This is a genomic window from Domibacillus robiginosus (assembly GCF_000966195.1).
Lineage (GTDB): Bacteria > Bacillota > Bacilli > Bacillales > Domibacillaceae > Domibacillus > Domibacillus robiginosus.
This window is the reverse complement of record NZ_LAHL01000003.1, coordinates 287,007-304,830: the sequence shown is the minus strand read 5'-3', so window position 1 is coordinate 304,830 and position 17,824 is coordinate 287,007. Positions and strand designations below refer to the sequence as shown.

General features: G+C 47.2%; 17 protein-coding genes. 2 read left to right on the top strand and 15 right to left on the bottom strand.

All coding sequences use genetic code 11. The features are described from left to right. Window positions 1–9: 9 nt before the first annotated feature. The 7 genes from VP97_RS24675 to VP97_RS02170 all read right to left on the bottom strand — a co-directional run bounded on the left by VP97_RS24675 (window position 10) and on the right by VP97_RS02170 (window position 8,602). Window positions 10–4,314: a rhamnogalacturonan lyase family protein gene (locus tag VP97_RS24675; protein WP_050180028.1), complete on the bottom strand. Its 4,305-nt coding sequence runs from the start codon at window positions 4,312–4,314 to the stop codon at window positions 10–12. Window positions 4,315–4,563: 249 nt separating this feature from the next. Then, the gene (locus VP97_RS02195; RefSeq protein ID WP_050180027.1) at window positions 4,564–5,784 is read right to left on the bottom strand and encodes a hypothetical protein; all 1,221 of its coding nucleotides are present in this window, start codon (window positions 5,782–5,784) and stop codon (window positions 4,564–4,566) included. Then, the gene (gene nfsA / locus VP97_RS02190; protein WP_050180026.1) at window positions 5,781–6,509 is read right to left on the bottom strand and encodes an oxygen-insensitive NADPH nitroreductase; all 729 of its coding nucleotides are present in this window, start codon (window positions 6,507–6,509) and stop codon (window positions 5,781–5,783) included. The genes VP97_RS02195 and nfsA overlap by 4 nt, the downstream gene beginning before the upstream one ends. Before the next feature lie 6 nt (window positions 6,510–6,515). After that, complete coding sequence (locus VP97_RS02185; protein ID WP_050180025.1) at window positions 6,516–6,974, bottom strand: small multi-drug export protein; 459 nt, start codon at window positions 6,972–6,974, stop codon at window positions 6,516–6,518. Window positions 6,975–7,126: 152 nt separating this feature from the next. Next, complete coding sequence (locus VP97_RS02180; protein ID WP_172656725.1) at window positions 7,127–7,591, bottom strand: HXXEE domain-containing protein; 465 nt, start codon at window positions 7,589–7,591, stop codon at window positions 7,127–7,129. Continuing rightward, window positions 7,551–7,871 (bottom strand): YbjQ family protein, encoded by a 321-nt coding sequence (locus tag VP97_RS02175; protein ID WP_050180023.1) that lies wholly within the window; start codon window positions 7,869–7,871, stop codon window positions 7,551–7,553. Before VP97_RS02175 ends, VP97_RS02180 begins: the two co-directional genes overlap by 41 nt. An 11-nt stretch (window positions 7,872–7,882) precedes the next feature. Then, window positions 7,883–8,602, bottom strand: coding sequence for an AAA family ATPase (locus VP97_RS02170; RefSeq protein WP_050180022.1), 720 nt, complete (start codon window positions 8,600–8,602; stop codon window positions 7,883–7,885). A 123-nt stretch (window positions 8,603–8,725) separates the two neighbouring features. On the opposite strand from VP97_RS02170, the gene VP97_RS02165 reads away from it, so the two are divergent. Then, a complete protein-coding gene (locus VP97_RS02165; RefSeq protein ID WP_050180021.1) occupies window positions 8,726–9,502 on the top strand; it encodes a 3-ketoacyl-ACP reductase in 777 nt (258 codons plus the stop codon). 100 nt (window positions 9,503–9,602) lie between these two features. On the opposite strand, the gene VP97_RS02160 is transcribed toward VP97_RS02165, so the two are convergent. The 3 genes from VP97_RS02160 to VP97_RS02150 form a co-directional block, all read right to left on the bottom strand. Next, on the bottom strand, window positions 9,603–10,532 hold the full coding sequence (locus VP97_RS02160) for an alpha/beta hydrolase (protein ID WP_050180020.1): 930 nt from the start codon (window positions 10,530–10,532) through the stop codon (window positions 9,603–9,605). After that, window positions 10,525–11,055: a helix-turn-helix domain-containing protein gene (locus VP97_RS02155; protein WP_050180019.1), complete on the bottom strand. Its 531-nt coding sequence runs from the start codon at window positions 11,053–11,055 to the stop codon at window positions 10,525–10,527. Before VP97_RS02155 ends, VP97_RS02160 begins: the two co-directional genes overlap by 8 nt. Window positions 11,056–11,160: 105 nt before the next feature. Next, the gene (locus tag VP97_RS02150) at window positions 11,161–11,994 is read right to left on the bottom strand and encodes a VOC family protein (protein ID WP_050180018.1); all 834 of its coding nucleotides are present in this window, start codon (window positions 11,992–11,994) and stop codon (window positions 11,161–11,163) included. Window positions 11,995–12,413: 419 nt separating this feature from the next. Between VP97_RS02150 and VP97_RS02145 the strand changes: the two genes are divergently transcribed. Beyond that, the gene (locus tag VP97_RS02145; RefSeq protein ID WP_050180017.1) at window positions 12,414–13,112 is read left to right on the top strand and encodes a TerC family protein; all 699 of its coding nucleotides are present in this window, start codon (window positions 12,414–12,416) and stop codon (window positions 13,110–13,112) included. Between the two features lie 44 nt (window positions 13,113–13,156). On the opposite strand, the gene VP97_RS02140 is transcribed toward VP97_RS02145, so the two are convergent. The 5 genes from VP97_RS02140 to rhaB all read right to left on the bottom strand — a co-directional run bounded on the left by VP97_RS02140 (window position 13,157) and on the right by rhaB (window position 17,770). After that, window positions 13,157–13,918: a DeoR/GlpR family DNA-binding transcription regulator gene (locus VP97_RS02140; RefSeq protein ID WP_050180016.1), complete on the bottom strand. Its 762-nt coding sequence runs from the start codon at window positions 13,916–13,918 to the stop codon at window positions 13,157–13,159. Between the two features lie 39 nt (window positions 13,919–13,957). Beyond that, window positions 13,958–14,272 carry an L-rhamnose mutarotase gene (gene rhaM / locus VP97_RS02135; RefSeq protein ID WP_050180015.1) on the bottom strand — a complete coding sequence of 105 codons (315 nt, stop codon included), beginning with the start codon at window positions 14,270–14,272 and terminating at the stop codon, window positions 13,958–13,960. Between the two features lie 126 nt (window positions 14,273–14,398). Then, window positions 14,399–14,704: a Dabb family protein gene (locus tag VP97_RS02130; RefSeq protein WP_050180014.1), complete on the bottom strand. Its 306-nt coding sequence runs from the start codon at window positions 14,702–14,704 to the stop codon at window positions 14,399–14,401. Between the two features lie 361 nt (window positions 14,705–15,065). Further along, window positions 15,066–16,319: an L-rhamnose isomerase gene (gene rhaA, locus VP97_RS02125; RefSeq protein ID WP_050180013.1), complete on the bottom strand. Its 1,254-nt coding sequence runs from the start codon at window positions 16,317–16,319 to the stop codon at window positions 15,066–15,068. After that, window positions 16,316–17,770: a rhamnulokinase gene (gene rhaB, locus VP97_RS02120; protein ID WP_050180012.1), complete on the bottom strand. Its 1,455-nt coding sequence runs from the start codon at window positions 17,768–17,770 to the stop codon at window positions 16,316–16,318. Before rhaB ends, rhaA begins: the two co-directional genes overlap by 4 nt. Window positions 17,771–17,824: the final 54 nt, after the last annotated feature.

The window sequence follows — 17,824 nt, the reverse complement described above, 5'->3', positions numbered from 1 at the left end:
CTTCTTTTTTTACTTTGTCAGCTCAATGCGCGCTTCCGGCTGTTCGTCCATTCCCTCTCCTAAGAAGAAAGATGGGTGAGGCGGCTGGTTGTAGCCAACATTCTGCCAGGCAATGGCCTGTCGGTACTGCAAATCATGCATCAATGTGTACAGCTTGTGCGCTGTGACATCTGTTGTGGTGTAGATACGAAGCGCCGAGCTGTCTTCTGTGCGCCAGGCAATTTCTTCCCGCCAGTCGCCAAACAGATCAGCTTGAATCGCCGGATTTCCTTTTGTTGTATTGTTCGAGAAAGTGCCTTCTGCCGTTAATAGATTCACAAGCTTGTTTTGTTCGTAATCCCATTTGTCGATCGTCCCGACACCGGCTGCCGCCGATTCATTGTATGTGTGATCGGCAAGTTCCCGCAGCAGGTCGCCGTCCCACCAAATCGCAAAGTTGGCAGATGGAATCGAGTCGGAAATCTTTTCTCCTGTGGAGGTATGAAGACCGCCTGCACGGCTGTTCCACGCACCGGAAACTGCCCATGCTTCCGCTCCTTCGTGGCGCGGATCAATATCAGCGGCGACACCACGTCCAGTATCCTGGCCTGTATGCACACCCCACAAAATCTTGCCTGTTTTGGCATCGCGCATGTCATAGCCGTATGGTCCCGTTTTATTTTCCTGTGTCGCAAATACTTCAAGTCCCGGGTTTGATGGAACAAGGTCACTCACATGAAGTGCGTCTCCGTGTCCAAGACCTGTTGCATACAGTCCTTTTCCACTGTCGTCAATGACCATTTGTCCATAGACGATTTCGTCCTTGGCGTCACCATCTATATCCGCGACACTGAGCGCGTGATAACCCTGTCCGGCATAGTCCTGCTTGCCGTCATTTGAATCAAATGTCCATTGCTTCGTTAATTTGCCGCCTTTGAATTGATATGCGGATACGACCGTGCGTGTGTAATAGCCGCGCGCCATAATCAAGCTTGGTGTTTCTCCGTCCAGATACGCCACGCCGGCCAGGAAGCGGTCGACCCGGTTGCCGTACGCGTCACCCCACGCGGCTACATCTCCACGTGCCGGCGTGTATGGAATAGTTGTCATCGCTTTGCCTGTTGCCCCTTCAAATACCGTTAAAAATTCATCGCCCTGCAGCACGTAACCGCTTGAGTTGCGGTGATCTGCATCCGCACGGCCAATCACATTTCCTTGACCATCAATTGTGCCATCCGCTGTTTTCATAGCGACTTCCGCTTTGCCGTCGCCGTCAAAATCATACACAATCATTTGGGTATAATGGGCGCCAGCACGAATATTTTTGCCAAGATCAATGCGCCACAATTTTGTGCCGTCAAGTTTGTAAGCATCAATGTATACATTTCCTGTGTAGCCTGACTGCGAATTGTCTTTCGCATTGCTAGGGTCCCACTTGACGATATACTCATACTCACCGTCGCCGTCGACATCACCAATGCTTGTGTCGTTCGCCCGGTATTCATATGGATCACCAAGAGGCGTCACACCTGGTTTTGGCTTATCAAGCGGGATATCCATATAATTCTTTTCAATGGCCGTGACCGTTTCATATCCTTTTTCTTTTCCAGCTACAATCGGCCGGATTTCGTACGTATCCCCCGCTTTTCCTTTCGGGTCAACCAGGTTAGTGGCTTCAGAAATCGGCTGCTTGTTCAATTTTTTCCCATTTCGGAACACATGAAATTTAATGTTCTTCGGATCAGTGCCGAGCATGCGCCAGCTGACAAATACGCCTTCATCTGTTTTCACGGCAACAGGAGACCGTTTTAGTGATTCTGCCTGCCGTTTCAAAACGGTTACCGCTTCGGTTTTAAGCACGTCAGATTCTTCGGACGCACCACCTGCATTCACCGCTGCTACTTTATAAAAGTACGGAATCGTTGTCAGTACTGTGCTGTCTGTGAATGAAGCAAATTTCGTCACGCCAGCAAAGGTAAATTCACCGTCTGCCGATTCGGACCGGTAAACTGCGTAAGACGAAGCACCTTCTACCGCATCCCATGTGAACGCCAGGTCATTTTTGTCGATATTGGTTACATTCAGTCCCGCCGGCTTTAAAGGCGCCGCTATATTCGGATCAATCAGTGACACTTCCACTGGTGCAGACGGAGCGGTTTCCTGTCCGCTTTCGTCTACTGTTGTAACAGAGTATGTGTATGTGTAGCCAACATGGGCGGTTTTATCCGTAAATTCTGTTGCTGACACAGTGCCTGCTTTTTCTGTTTGAGCCGTGCCGGCCATTGTCCGGTACACATTATACTCTTTTGCACCGCCTGCTTCCATCCATTTTAAAGAAACAGATGAAGCTGATGGGTCGAGAGAAATGTCACTTGCTTCCGGCTTTGATGGAGCCGTTAAAATCGGTGTCAGCTCGATACCGTTGACAATGCCTGTCGCCCCACTGAATTCAAAGTTAATTTGCCCGTCTTTTACGGAGATTTCAGGAATCACTTTTGTTGTGTAATTGTTTTTCGATGCTGAAACCGTGCCGTAGCTCACCCCTTCTAACTTTACATCTGTACGTGCCGTGCCGGTAAGATCGCCGACATAGATTTTGGCAGAATAAGAGCCGTTCGGCACATCCGCGGCAAATTCCCACTTGTTATTAAAAAAGCCAAGCCAGTCACGAACGATATCATTGCCCGCTGCACCGCGGTCGCGTCCGATCATGCCGGTTGGATTAATAATACCGAAGCCTTTTTCTTTTGAGTAAACGGTTGATAGATTCACTTCGTTGTAGCCTTCTGCTACAGGTGCGCCTGCCAAACCGAAGTCATACTTGTAAGCAGCCTGCTTTGTCTGCACCGTGATCGCTTCCGATGGATCTGATTCACCCTTCGCGTTTACCGCTGTTACGTAAAGGTTGTATGATTTCCCTTCTTCCATGCCAGAAAGCGTCAGACGTGGCAATGTGCTTGTGCCAATCAGTGAATATGAATCTGCCGTTGATTCTTTCCGGTATACTTTATAAATATCTGTGTTTTCCGTTTCATCCCATGTAAGAAGCGCGCCTGCATTGCTGATATTGCCGGCTTTTACATTTTTCGGCACAGATGGTACCGCTGCTGGCGGCTCGACGGAGGTGACATACTCTTTTAAACTACTATTGCTTTCTTCCACTTCACCCGCTACAAGCCGGGCGATTTGAATCGCTCCGTATTCCTGGAAGTGGGTATTATCCTGTGAGCCACTTGGAAAAGCTGGATATACACCGGGATCGGTATGAAGAAACACAGCAAGCGTGCTCTCCGGGCCGATTTCGTTGAAATATTCCACGCTTCGGGCACTCAAGTCCACAAGCTCGACGTCCAGCTCCTCCGCTACTTCTTTCATCCCCTGTACATATTCAGGAAAGCTGATATTAAATTGTCCCGTTGCTTCTTGAAAATCGCGTCGTCCAACTGGTGTGACAAGAATAGGTTCAGCTCCGCGCTGGCGTGCTCCGTTGATGTAGGTCTTGAGGTAGTTTTTGTAGTCTGGCACAGACGCGTAACGCTCAGGCCGGCTGATTGTGGCGTCGTTATGCCCGAATTGAATGAGGAAATAATCGTTCGGACGGATGCTTCGTAATATGTTGTCTAGCCGTCCTTCGGTAATAAACGTCTTGGAGCTTCGGCCGCCAATCGACTGATTGGAAAAAGCAACCTTATCGTTAAAATAGCGTGGAAGCATTTGGCCCCAGCCTGCTTCTGGACGCCAGTATTCATCATACGTTTGCACGGTCGAATCTCCTGCCATATAAACCGTTGGCTTTTCTCCCGCCGTCCGCTCCGGAAGCTTTTTAATCGACAATCCGTTAATAACCGGCGCAGTCCCGGTCCACTGCAGCGTCAACTGGCCATCCACAAGCGCGACTTCAAAAGTGCGTTCCGTAAACTCTCCAGCGGCTGCCACTGTATTTTGTACTTTTTGAATGCTTTCTGCGATGACACCGGTTTCCGTTTGCTCCACCGTATCACCAGATGTAACCGTTACGGCATAATCCCCATTGGGCAGATCCACCTGAAATTTGGAAGTACCGGGCCGGACAAAATCTGACTTGAGCGGGTCATCTCCTGTTCGTTCAATAGATGACAGAGAAGCAGCATCCTCAAAGCCAAAACCAGCACTGTCATCATACAGGCTTTGTTCCGTTACCTGTACAGCTCCTTCCCTTACTGGACTGGCTGCTGTACCGAAATCAAACGTTTTTTCCGCTGCTGTTTCTTCTGCCATGGCAAGCGGCGGTACGCTTGAAACTGCCAGCATCGTCCCCATCATGGCGGCGGCTGCTCTTTTGTGTTTCTTCCCCATCTTGTCCCTCCTCCTTTATGTAAGCACTTACAATAAACATCGTAATCACGAATCTATCATTTGAATAGTTAAAAAACAGTTGTGATTGTTTAAAAAGCAGACATAGACTGCTGTTTTTTCAATAATAGAAACATAGCACTATGACAGAAAGATGAGCTTCTAGTTTTTTTTTACATTCGGCAGGAGAATAGGATGATCTGTTTTTTAAACAAAAAAAGCAAAGCCTCCTTTGATGGAAGGCTTTGCTTTTTATGGATGAATAATGTCACCTGTCACCGCATGAACCGCCACTGGAGCATCAAGCTTTCCCTGCAGCCGGTACGTATCGCCATTGTAAACATACACCGGGGTGATGATAATATACGGCTTTATTTTTTCAAATGCTTCTTCTTTGGATAAAACGGGCGGCTCTGCTCTTTGAAAGTCGCGCTTCATATCAGTGATCCAGCTTCCCTGATCAACATAGTTCACCACTTTATAGGAGTCAGGATCAATAAACAGGTTAAACATTCTTGGGATGACCGTATTGTCTTTTGTATTCACCAACCTTGCTTTGATCATGTAATTGGCTCTTTGCACATCGACGATCGCCCATTCACCGCTTTCTCTCGATGCATACGTCTGCAAAAATTCGGTGCCAGCTTCACGGATTTTCGCCTGTGCTTTTTTTGTAATCGGCTTTGTATCCGGGTGTGGAGGAAATTGGAACATTTTCTCTGGATCAATATCAGCCGGGGCCATCTGAACAAGCTTTCGCTTTACTTTTTGATTTTTCGCTGTTTTCCACGTTAAAATGTCCGGCTTGTCCTCTATCACCTGTCCCGTTTCGTTATCGACAAATACATCATCGATCATAAACAGCGGCAGCCACTTTTCTTCTTTCGTAACGGGATATTCCAAAAATAAAAACCGTTCTTTAGCCAGCCGCTCAACAGATGCTGTATCTAGACGAAAGGACGACTCTTCTACTTTGTCCGGTACAAGGCCAGACACAGAAAAGAAGGTCAGCTTTTTTTGATCATCAAGGGATACGTGAATATATCCTTCGGGTGACAGTGGAATGCCCTTGTAAGCCGTTTGAAACTCAAAGTCGTGATTAGCTGAAGCTGCATCGATAAATTGGTGCCCGTATGTCCAGCCCGTTTCCTGCTCTACAAACCGGATAATTTCTTCTTTATTGCCGCTAAAAAAAGACAGCCCGTGCTCCGGTGCCTGACCGTCAACAAAAACAGCGCTGTTGAGCCGGCCCGTTTTGGCATCCAGTTCTACTACAGCCGTGCCTGCCGGATTTGATTCATCTTCTTTCCGCGTCGTATGACCCGGCGGAAGCCACTCGGTTATAAACCGGTAGCTTGTTTTGTTCCAGTCATTTTTTTCATACGCTGTAATGGTATCAAAACACGTATAGCCATCAAGGACAAATTTTACCCGGATCCTCTCAATCCATTCTGCTAACTGATTGTTTATCACTTCGTTAAAAATCCTTTCCCCTGAACAAAATCGAGCATGTAAGCACGACGCGGCACGGATAAATAATCAGCCATCCCCTCTGTCCAACCGGCTGACTTGTTGTTTGTAGAACGGCTGGCGTAGTACGCCCGAATAACATCATCGTACTCATCCAGCAGCGTCTCGTATTTTGCTTCATCATATTCGTTCGTATGCAAAATTGCCTGAACTGGCAGACGCGGCTTTACTTCATTTCGTTCAGCCGGAACGCCAAAGGTTAAACCGAACAGCGGAATGACATGCTCGGGCAAGCTCAAAAGCTCGCTGATCGGCTCCGGATTGTTGCGGACGCCGCCAATATAGCAGATACCATAGCCCTTTGATTCAGCTGCTACGACGAAGTTTTGAGCAAAAAGCGCCGTGTCAATCACGGCGACCATAAAGTTTTCCGCGGTTCCTGCTTCGATTTTTTCACCATGCTTTTGGGCTGCATAGTCAAGCCGTTTTAAATCTGCGCAAAACACAAGCGCACGTGCCGCTCCCTTAATTTGAACCGGGTTTTTCGACAGCTGGGCAAGCTGCTCACGTTTCTCTGTGTCTGTGACATCTACAATGGAATAGGCCTGAACAAAGTGCGAGGAGGCGGCACCTTGAGCCGCTTCGATTAATTCGTGAAGCTGTTCGTCTGTTACCGGTTCATCCGTGTACTTTCGAACAGAAGCATGTGATTTCAGCAAATCTAGCATACGTAATCATCCTTTCGTGTGTTGGAGAAAAAAGTCAAAACCAAGCATCGTGGCAATACCGATGATGAGCGTCCAAAGAATGAGACTAATAATCATCCAGAGTGTTGTCCATCCCTTGCCCGCCCCAAATGACAGACCGATAAACGCGGCGATATGCGCACCAATAAACAGTGGTCCCAGCAGCGCAAGCCCCGGCAGGCCGTATTTTGCCATAATCCGTCTGGCACGGTCGAGCTGTTTCGTTTGCTTAAAGCCCGTCCGCTCAACCTGCTTTTTCAGCCATCCTTCTATTTTGGAAAAGCCGGCAATCAGCAGAAGCACTGTCAGCAGGTTGCCCACAAATGCAAGCAGCATCACCCAAAATGGAGACAGGCCCCGGACAATGCCGACTGGAATGACGAGCACAATCTCAATCCACGGAATCGCTGCCGCTAAAAAAATAAGCGCATATTCCACTAGATGCATAGTTTGTCCCCCATGTTTTTGTTACCTTTACTTTATCGAAGGGGCGTCCTTCCCGCAACTATGGGGCTTTGAGTTTTCCCAGCCCATGCCAGCAGGGGCATCGGGACCAAAAACCAAAAAGCCAATCCATGCGAGCGGCTTTTTCGCTTTTTCTATAGAAAGCGACCAACCCACAGAGCTGTCCATGTAATAATAGGATACGAAAGCAGGCTGCCAAGCAGGATCAGCCGCACCGTCCTTTTTTCCAGAAGAGGCCGGATAAGAGAAAGCGAAACTAAAAAAAGCGCAATCAATGCAAAAGCGGATACAAGACCGGGATTGTATTGTTTAAACACTCCAAAAAGCACCACGTGCTGCACTGCATTAAAAAAAATCGCCCCCTGTACAAACAGCAGGAAAGCCATCCGTTTTCCGAAAAACCAAACAAGTATAAACACGAAAACGGTCAACAAAACAACGGCAGCCGTAAACTGGCGCTGTGAAATAAAGTGAATGCCAAATCGACTGCCCAAAAACGATATCATGCCAAACGATTCTTCCACGTTGTGTACAAGAAAAAGAATCGGAATCCCCCATTTACTGGCAAACAACCCGAACTGCCGTCCCTGTGGCCACACAAATAAGCATCCCCTGTCCGATCGTTTCAATATCATAGCGAATGCCGACAATAGCTTCTGCCCCAAGCGATTCGGCCTGCTTCTTTATTCCTTCCGTAGCCATATGGCGTGCTTCTGCAAGCTTTTCTTCATAGGCGCCGCTGCGCCCGCCAATCACATCCCGTACACCCGCCATCAGGTCACGTACAATATTAGCACCCATTACGATTTCTGAGCTGACGATGCCTTCGTACGATTCAATACGGTATCCTTCAAGTGATGCCGTTGTTGTTAATATCATCCTGTTCACTCCTATTTTTTGTCTTCAAATAAATCGGCGATCATTTTTTCGCGGTGCCGTAAAAAGTAAGCGGTAATTTGATAATGATCGGTGTCCTCGTAATCCACTTTATTCATATGGTCATCAAAGTTGAGAATATCGGCACCCGGAAATCCGAGCAAAAGCGGTGAGTGAGTTGCGATAATAAACTGCGCGCTTCCGTCCATTGTTAAATCGTGCATGATGCGTAAAAACGAAAGCTGACGCTGCGGAGACAGGGCCGCTTCTGGCTCATCCAGCAGATAAATCGCGTTTCGATCATGAAACCGATTTAAAAACAAAGACATAAAAGATTCCCCATGCGATTGTTCATGGAGGGACTTGTAACCGTAAGCACGAAGACTATCAACTGCTTCCACATGCGAAGCAAACTGGTAAAACGACTCCGCCCGCAGAAAAAAACCGTCGGTCACTTTTGGCAGCCAGGAAAGACGAATTGCATCCGATAGGTCGGCGTTCGAACGGTCTACCTGATAAACATTGTTTCGCCCGCCGCCCGCAGTATGAAAGCCGCATTTGTCCGCTATTGCTTCAAGCAGCGTGGACTTTCCAGCTCCATTTTCTCCGACAAAAAAGGTAATCGGCTTTTTTATTTCAACCTCTGTCATACTGCGGATCGATGGAATCGAGTACGGATACTGTTCAAATGAATGTACATGCTCCCTCAAAAGCGTTACTTTTCTTAAAAACAAGGAACCCCCCCTTTTTTCCTTATTAAACCATATGAAGAAAAGCAATGAAAAGCAAATCCGTTGTCGGCTCAGCGGCAGGCTGATAAGATAAAGCGAAGAGATACATTGAAGGGGGAGTATATTGTGGCACAATCACTACAAGGAAAACGAGCTATTATTACAGGCGGCGGACGCGGCATTGGACGCGCGATTGCAGAAGCGCTGGCAGCGGAGGGCGTTCATATCGGCTTGATCGGCCGAACAGAAGAGCATGTACAAGCAGTGGCAGAGGACCTCGGATTAAACCCGGAGGTGGAGACGCGCGACATGTGCGGACGCCCTGTGCTGATGCCGTCTAAAGTAGAAATTAAAACAGCTTATGCAGCGGCTGATGTTTCCAGCCTGGAAGAGGTTACGGCAGCAGTTGAAAAGGTAAAAGCCGAGCTTGGCGGTGTTGATATTTTGATCAATAACGCTGGTATCGCGAAATTCGGCGGCTTTATGGACCTTGACCCAGAGGAATGGAAAAAAATCATTGATGTAAACCTGATGGGTGTGTACAACGTTACGCGCGCCGTTCTACCCGATTTAATCGAACAAAAGTCAGGTGACATTATTAATATTTCTTCGACGGCCGGCCAAAAAGGAGCGCCTGTCACAAGCGCGTACAGCGCTTCGAAATTTGGCGTTCTCGGATTGACCGAATCGCTGGCGCTTGAAGTACGCAAGCACAACATTCGTGTAAGCGCCCTGACACCAAGCACCGTCGCAACGGATCTTGCCGTTGAAAATGAGCTGACGGACGGCAATCCGGAAAAAGTGATGCAGCCGGAAGACATTGCTGAATTCGTCGTGGCACAGCTGAAGCTAAACAGCCGGACATTCATCAAATCAGCCGGACTCTGGTCGACCAATCCATAAAAAAACAACGTGCCGAAGCAATCGGCACGTTGTTTTTTTGCTATCAGCTTTTGCACAATGCATATGTCATTCAAGAATAGACAAGCTGCTGTGCAATCCGCTACTGTCCAAATGATGCGAGCCACCCGCTCATTTTTTGGCAGCCCGTCTTATGAAGAGGGCGTCCGGCTGTAATTTTCATTAACTTTTTCATGTTTAACAAGCTTTTCGGCTCCGTCTGCACCCGCAGTCCATGCTCCATATCAGGAACAATGTGAAATTCGCTTTTTCCCTGCACCAGCTCTTCCAGCTCCGTTAAAACTGAGCTTTCAACAAGCGGATCTTTGTCACCGTGCAGCGCAAATACCGGACACGCTACCTGACGCAGTGCAGCCCGTGTGTCATACGCGTCATGCTCGCGGAACCATTTGGCTGGCTGCTTCAGGCCGCCAATACGCACGATATCTGCACGGGAGGTTTTCATCTTCTGCATCATTTTTTCTGTTTTTTTCTCATTTTTTTCATCGATTTTCAGCTTTCGGTTAACCCAGCCCTTCCAGCTCGGCAGTGCGAACAACTCCCGGTATGCCTGCTGGCGCTGATGATGGAGCGCCTCCATTAAGTTATCAACACCACCAGAAAGAAGCATGCAGCCATCCACATCGCCTGATGCTGCGAGCTCTGTTGCGATAATCGTGCCTTCGCTGTGACCGCAGACGATCAGGCGGCTTACATGTGGCTGTGCTTTTGAAAAAGCAGCTGCTTGTCTGGCGTCATGGATCAAATCAAACAAGCCCGCGTCCATCCATGAGCCGCTTCTTTTTCCTGTTCCCCGCTTATCGTAACGAAACGTCATAAAGCCAATGTCTGTAAAAAAATGAGCCAAATCCTTATATAGATTTGTTTGAAATTTTCCTTTTGGCCCATTGCCATTACGGTCAACCGGCCCTGAGCCGGCAACGAGTAAAATCGCTGTCTGCGAACCGTTTTTTTCAGGTTGTGTCCACGTACCATACAGCTCGTTTTCAATGACTACCTCTTTTTCAATCATGATGCTTCGCCTCCGGTATTATAATCGTCGCCAGCCGTTTTACTTTCCGCTCCGGTGCTGGTTCATTTTGCATCGCTTCCACAATAAGTCCGCCTATTTTTTGAACCAGCTCATGAAATTCCTCGTCGGTCACATGCAGCTCGTCGATCCGATAGCCGACGCCGTCCCGCTGCAAGTCGGCTCCTTCTCCACTTACGTACTGCTCAAACGATGCAATCAGCTGCGCCGCAAATGCGGTAAACAAATCAATGTGTTCTTCTTTCGTCATCTTTAAAAAAGTATCCGGTGCCTGTTCCTTTAAAGCATAGACTTTTTCCACTGTTCCCCGGATCGGGTGCTCTTCCACCACTTCTACGAGCCCCGCTTCGAGCAGCATATTGATATGGCGATACAAAGAAGGTGTCGGCACGTCCTGTATACGCTGGGCCAGCTCCTGCACCGTCCGCTTTTTTCCACCGATAAACGATTGGATGATTTTCATGCGGACCGGGTGCAGCACGACTTTTAAAATAGATGCAATCATGTTTTCACCTCTATTGTTATTAAAAATAATAACATTATATTTTTTAATAACTATCAACAGTAAAAAGCCCGCTGCATTTTTCAAGCAGCGGGCTGGCTGTTTGGTTTAAACAAGAAGGCGAATCCGGTTGCCTGCCGGATCTTCCGTTACGTACTCATCGACTCTGGCACCGATTTTCTGGAGACGTGCTGCTGCTGCTTCTCTTGCTTCTTCACTTGGAAACACAATTGTATACCAGTGAAGCCCTGCGCTTTTTTCGTCTGGACGTGGAGCACCCGTGCCCTGCCATGTGTTTAGGGCAATATGATGATGGTAACGGCCTGTTGAAGTAAAGATTGCCTGCGGATAATGACTGACGATTTCAAATCCGAGTCCCTCCGTGTAAAAACGTTCTGCCTCAGGAATGCTTGAAACATGCAGATGAATATGCCCCATAATCGTTTCGGCCGGCAGACCGGTGAATTCTTTGTCACTTTCCGCAAGAATACTGTCTCCATCAAGCTGTACAGTCGCCATGTCGACCAGTCCGTCGTTCCAGGTCCATTCGGAGGCCGGACGGTCACAGTACACCTCAATCCCATTGCCATCGGGATCATCCAAATAAAGTGCTTCGCTCACATAATGATCGGCTGCGCCAAAACGGTAGCCAGTTTGCAGGAGATGGCGTAAAAATTGGGCCAAATCCTTTCGCTCCGGCAGCAGGATTGCAAAATGATACAAGCCGGATGTACGGCCCTGTTTCGATCTTACACCTTCTGGCTGCTCGAGTGTGACAAGTGCCGTTTGTCCGTCTGCTGTCAGCACCGCCTGACGCTCAGACTTGGACAATACTTTTAACCCGATAATCTGTGTGTAAAATGTGATCGAACGATCCAAATCGGTTACACGAATGCACACTTCTCCCACAAATGTATGCGGCTTTTCATGAAAATGATTCATGCTTTTTCTCCTTTTTTGTTACCTTTTTATTTTTAGTTACTTTATGTAACATATTATACAAATGAGAATGAAAGAAAGTCAAGCATCTTAATCCCTTTTTATTAAGAAGAACGGAACGATGAAAAAGTGCGGGATCACACATACTATTCCCAGAATAAAAGGTCAGCCATAAAAAAATTTCATCATAAAGCATCTTTCCTTTTGTATGGACAGCTGTTACAATAAAGCAACAAGCACAGCCAACTGAATATCGCCTTCATCCGTAAAGGGGAGTAGCGTCAGGAAACTGAAATAAAGTCGTCATTACGTGGAATTTGTTCCTCCGGCTTTATTGACCTAATGATTTAGTGTTTAGCGAGACCTTTGCCATATACCTATGGCAGAGGTCTCTTTTGTTTTGATTAAAAATAGAAAAGGAGATGGGGCAAATGGAAACAGAATTTATTACCGCATTATTTGCTATTATTATGATTGACCTTGTTCTTGCCGGCGATAACGCCATCCTGATCGGCCTTGCTGCACGCAAGCTGCCGAAAGAACAGCAAAAGAAAGTAATCCTCTGGGGAGCGATCGGGGCTATTGTGATTCGTGCAATTGCTACATTGCTTGTCGTGTATCTGCTTGAAATCCCGGGCTTGCACTTGATTGGCGGTATCCTGCTTGTGTGGATCGCCTATAAATTGCTTGTCGAAGAAGAAGAGCATGAAGTGAATGCAGCTGATTCCCTGTGGGGTGCAGTTAAAACGATCATTATTGCAGATGCTTTGATGGGTCTGGATAACGTATTGGCTGTTGCCGGTGCTTCTCACGGAAACATGTGGCTTGTGGTCATCGGCTTGCTTGTGTCGATTCCAGTTGTAATGTGGGGCAGCACGCTGATTTTAAGAATGATTGAGCGTTACCCGGTGATCATTATGATCGGAGCGGCAATCCTTGGCTGGACAGCATCGAAAATGATTGTTGGCGAACCGTTTATGAATGGATATTTTGCCAATCCCTTTATCAAATACGGCTTTGAAATTGTCGTCGTAGCGGGTATTTTGCTGGCCGGTGCCTTGAAACAACGCAAAATGGCAAAAGAAAAAAACAATATACCTCTGGATGAAACAGCTCTTTAATGTATGCAAAAGCCTGCTTTCTTTACGAAAGCAGGCTTTTGCATTTATTCAACCAGGGCAACGCTGATTTGCCGCTCGTCCAATCCTTTTTTCGTCGTGTCATCGATACCGCTGTCCGTGATCACTTTATGGATGCCGGTGGGCGGACCGATCGATGAAAAAGCACGCTTGCCAAATTTGCTCGAGTCAGCCATTAAAAACACTTCATCCGACTGCTCCATCATTTTCTTTTTTAAAAGCGCCTGTTGCTCATTTGAGTCACTCAGCCCCGCTTCTAGATGAACCCCTTTGCATGACAAAAAGGTTTTATTTACATGGTACAAGTCAAGAGAGCGTTCTGCCAGCGGGCCTACAAACGAAAGAGATTTTGGCAGAAGAATTCCTCCGGTGGAAATCACATTAATCCGCTCTTTTTTACTGAGCTCCATGACCACTTTCATCGAATTCGTAATAACCGTCAATGTCATATTTGGCAGTGCCTTTGCCATATACCATGCTGTTGTACTCGCATCTAAAATGATCCGGTCGCCTTCCTGCACCCGCCTGGCCGCTTCATAGGCGATTGCTTTTTTCTCCTGTACATTAGTAATCACTCGCTCAGAAAAATGCACTTCCGATTCTTCGTCCTGAAGGCTGACCGCACCGCCGTGGCTCCTTTGCAGCTTGCCTTCCCGCTCCAGCTTTTCAAGATCACGGCGAATTGTTTCTTCCGTGACAGAAAAAATATCACTCAGCTCTGATACGCGTATGCTTGCCCGCTCATTTACCAGCTCCACAATTTTTTGATGTCTTTCTGCTACCAGCATCCTTTTGCACCTGACCTTTGTTTGTTTTTGTTCATTTTATCATGCCAAATAAAAAACGTCTTTCAGCTCCACCGCCACCGGGCTGTTGTCCGGGTTTGTTTCCATAATTGGTTCCATGAACGCCCACCACCGCTGGCAGACATCCGTATCTGCCATTTGTGCCCACTTTTCTTCGCTTTCAATTTCCACATACGCAAACAGCTTGCCCGTTGCTTCTTCTAAAAAAATAGAGTAATTTCGTGCTCCATGTGCTCGAAGCTCTTCCGCCAGCTCCGGCCAAATCTCATCATGGCGCCGTCTATACTCATCATATTGGTCCTTGTACACCGTCATTACAGTTGCTTTGCGAATCATCTTCCACACTCCGTTTCTTTTTGTTTAATCATAACTTATTTTTGTTTATTTTTGAATACCCTTTCAAAACAAAAAACCAGACTTTTTAAAAAAAGTCTGGTTTTCTTACCTTTTCTCATTGTACTTTTACCAGGCAACCTCATAATCGATGACGATTACGTTGTCTATTAACCCTTCAATAGCAGAAACGAATTCTTCATGCAGTGGATGTGTCTGGTAGCCATCCAGTGATTCCTTGTCTTTAAACGTCACATGCAGCCCCAGTGTATATCCATGAATATTTTCCACTTCCTCCGTTGCGTTCACACCAGCTGTTACTTTCATGACACCTGGGATCTCCCCCTGGAACTTTAACAGCTGCAGCGCAAGCTCCTGCTGCTTTTCCTTTGTCACTTCTTCTTTAAACTTGAAAGAGACTAAATGTTCGTACATATTCTCTACACACCTTCCTTTTTTCCGTTCAATCGTTTTATTCCCTGTTTCGCAAGGAGATATGCACCAAAAATATACTGACTGTGGAGCTTAAAGTGTAAAGTGTTTGACTGTCTTCTCTCATTCCTCCGACAACTAAAGAAGCCCATCTGCATTTGCTTCTACTTGTTCGATGGACCCGGCAAGCTGCTGTGAGGAAGCAGCTGTCTGCTGAATATTTGCCGAAGCTTCTTCAGAAACGGCTGGTACAGACTGACTGGAAGAACTGATTCGGTCACTTCTGTCTGTTTTTCACAAGCCAATATACCTAACAAATATGCAAAAGAACAAGAGGGCTGAATAAACCCTCTTGTTCTTTTGGTTAACGCTTCGATAGGACTGCTTCTTCATATTGTTTTACTTCATCGAGCCAGGCTTCTCTTACCGGTACGTTCATCTGCTCGCAGTAGTAGTCCCACACAGCGCCGAATGGGTAGGTTTTAAACTCCTCCATCAGGGCAAGACGGTCCGTAAAGTTTCCTTCCTCCTGCAGCTGCTTTAAGTGCTCATTCGGTACAAGAAGCGCGTATAGAAGCGCTTTAACCATATTGCGTGTACCAATCGTCCACGCTGCTACACGGTTAATGCTTGCATCAAAAAAGTCGAGGCCGATAATCACTTTATCGAGTGCATCATTACGGACGATTTCAAGCGCGATTTCGCGAAGCTCATCATCTAAAATCACGACATGGTCACTGTCCCAGCGCACCGGGCGTGACACATGCAGCGCCAGGCGATCCGAGTACAGCAGCATTGATGAAATTTTATTCGATACCGTTTCAGTTGGATGGTAGTGGCCCGTGTCCAGCAAGCACAATTTATTGTTTTTCAGTGCATAGCCGAGGTAAAATTCATGAGACCCTACCACATACGATTCAGAGCCAATGCCGAACACTTTGCTTTCTACCGCATCTAAATGGTACTGTTCATCAATGTCTTCTGCAAAAATTTGATCCAACGACTCTTTTAATCTTTTACGCGGCGTCAGACGATCACTCGGAATATCTTTGTATCCATCCGGAATCCAGACGTTTGTTAAACACGGGGTGCCAAGCTCGCGCCCAAAATGCTCACCGATTTTGCGGGACGCAATGCAATGATCGATCCAAAACTGACGGATTTCTTTGTCTGGATGTGACAGTGTCAGGCCATCTGCCGCTTTTTCATGTGAGAAAAGCGTCGGGTTAAAATCAAGGCCAAGTCCATTTTCTTTCGCCCACTTTACCCAGTTGTCAAAATGCTCCGGCTTCAATTGATCGCGATCAACTGCTTCCCCGTTTGTTTCTGCATACAAAGCATGCAAATTAACGCGGTGTTTGCCGGGAATAAGCGACAGCGCTTTTTCAAGATCCGCCCGCAGCTCTTCCGGTGTGGTCGCTTTGCCCGGATAGTTACCGGTTACATCAATGCCGCCGGACAGCTCGCTTTTATTTACTTCAAACCCGCCGATATCATCACCCTGCCAGCAATGAATAGAGATGGGCACTTTTTTTAATGTTTCGATTGCGTTATCTACGTCGATGCCCCATTTCGCATAGGCTTGCTTTGCTGCTTCGTATTGTTCGTTTACGTTCATACTTTTTCACCCTTCCGATGTTGATCAAACTGTTCGATTCGTTTTGCTGCCTGCTGTTCTTTTGGCACAAAGGATTGAAGCGGAAAAGAATGCCGGATTAATTCTCTGCCTTCCTCAAGACTGCCGATGTCGCCCGATGCAATCATCTGCATCATTATATTACCGACTGCTGTTGCTTCGAACGGTCCGGCATAAACGGTTTTGCCGCTCATATCGGCTGTCAGCTGGTTTAAAAGAGCATTGTTTGCTCCTCCCCCGACAATGTGAAGGCGGTCAATGGCCTGCCCGGTCATCGTTTCTAATCCCCTGATGGCCATCGCGTAAATAATGGCAAGGTTATCATATACACAGGCGGCCAGCTCACCCGCTGTTTCTGGAACCGGCTGGTTTGTTTCCTGACAGTACGCCTGGATTTCTTTAACCATGTTGGACGGGTTTAAGAAGCGGTCATCATTTAAGTCGACAAACTGGCGAAAGTGTTCCACATTCCTTGCTTCATCTACAAATTCCGCAAATGTGAAATCAACCGGCAGATGACGGCGCACTTCCTGCATAATCCACATGCCCATAATATTTTTTAAAAAGCGGTAGGTGCCAAAAACGCCCCACTCATTCGTGTAATTATCCTCAAGAGACAGCTCGCTAACGACTGGGTCGGCTGACTCAATGCCAAGCAGCGACCATGTACCGCTGCTTAAGTACGCCCAGTTTTCGCCCTGCCCCGGTGTACCGGCTATTGCAGACGCTGTGTCATGCGAGGCTACGGTCATGACCCGGCACTCCGGCAGATCCACATCTGGAAAACGCTCCGCCAAAAGAGGGCCAAGCTCCTCGCCCGGCTCTGCAAACGGCGGAAACTGACTTCTTTTAAGAGATAAAAGATTTAGCAGGTCCTGGTCAAAATCACGTGTTTTCACATTCAGCATCTGCATCGTGGAGGCATTGGTTACTTCTGTAACGGCACGCCCCGTCAGGCAATAGCCGAGATAATCCGGTACGAGCAAAATGTGCTTTGCTTTTTGCAGCAGCTCCTTGTCCTCTTCATACAATTGATACAGCGTATTAAACGATAAAAATTGGACCCCGGTTTTTTGGTAAATCTCTTTTTTATCAATATGCTGGCTTACTTTCTCTATCGTTCCGTCTGTTCGGCTGTCCCGGTATGCCACTACTTCTTGCAAGCGGTTACCGTTTTCATCAACGAGAACGTAATCAACCGCCCACGTATCAACACCAACGGTAACCGATTGATAGCCCTGCTTTTTCGCTTCAGCGAGTCCTTTTACAATTTCATGTAGCAAGTGGTTGATATCCCAGTAACATGTTCCATTCTTTTCTACAAAACCGTTGGCAAACCGGTGAATTTCTTCTATGACCAGCTTTCCGCTTTTGATTTCACCGACGACAAGGCGGCCACTTGATGCACCGATGTCTACCGCAATATGCGCCATTTCTGTTCACTCCCTTACCTCTTATAAACAGAGGAACGGCTCTGGCCGGCAGCC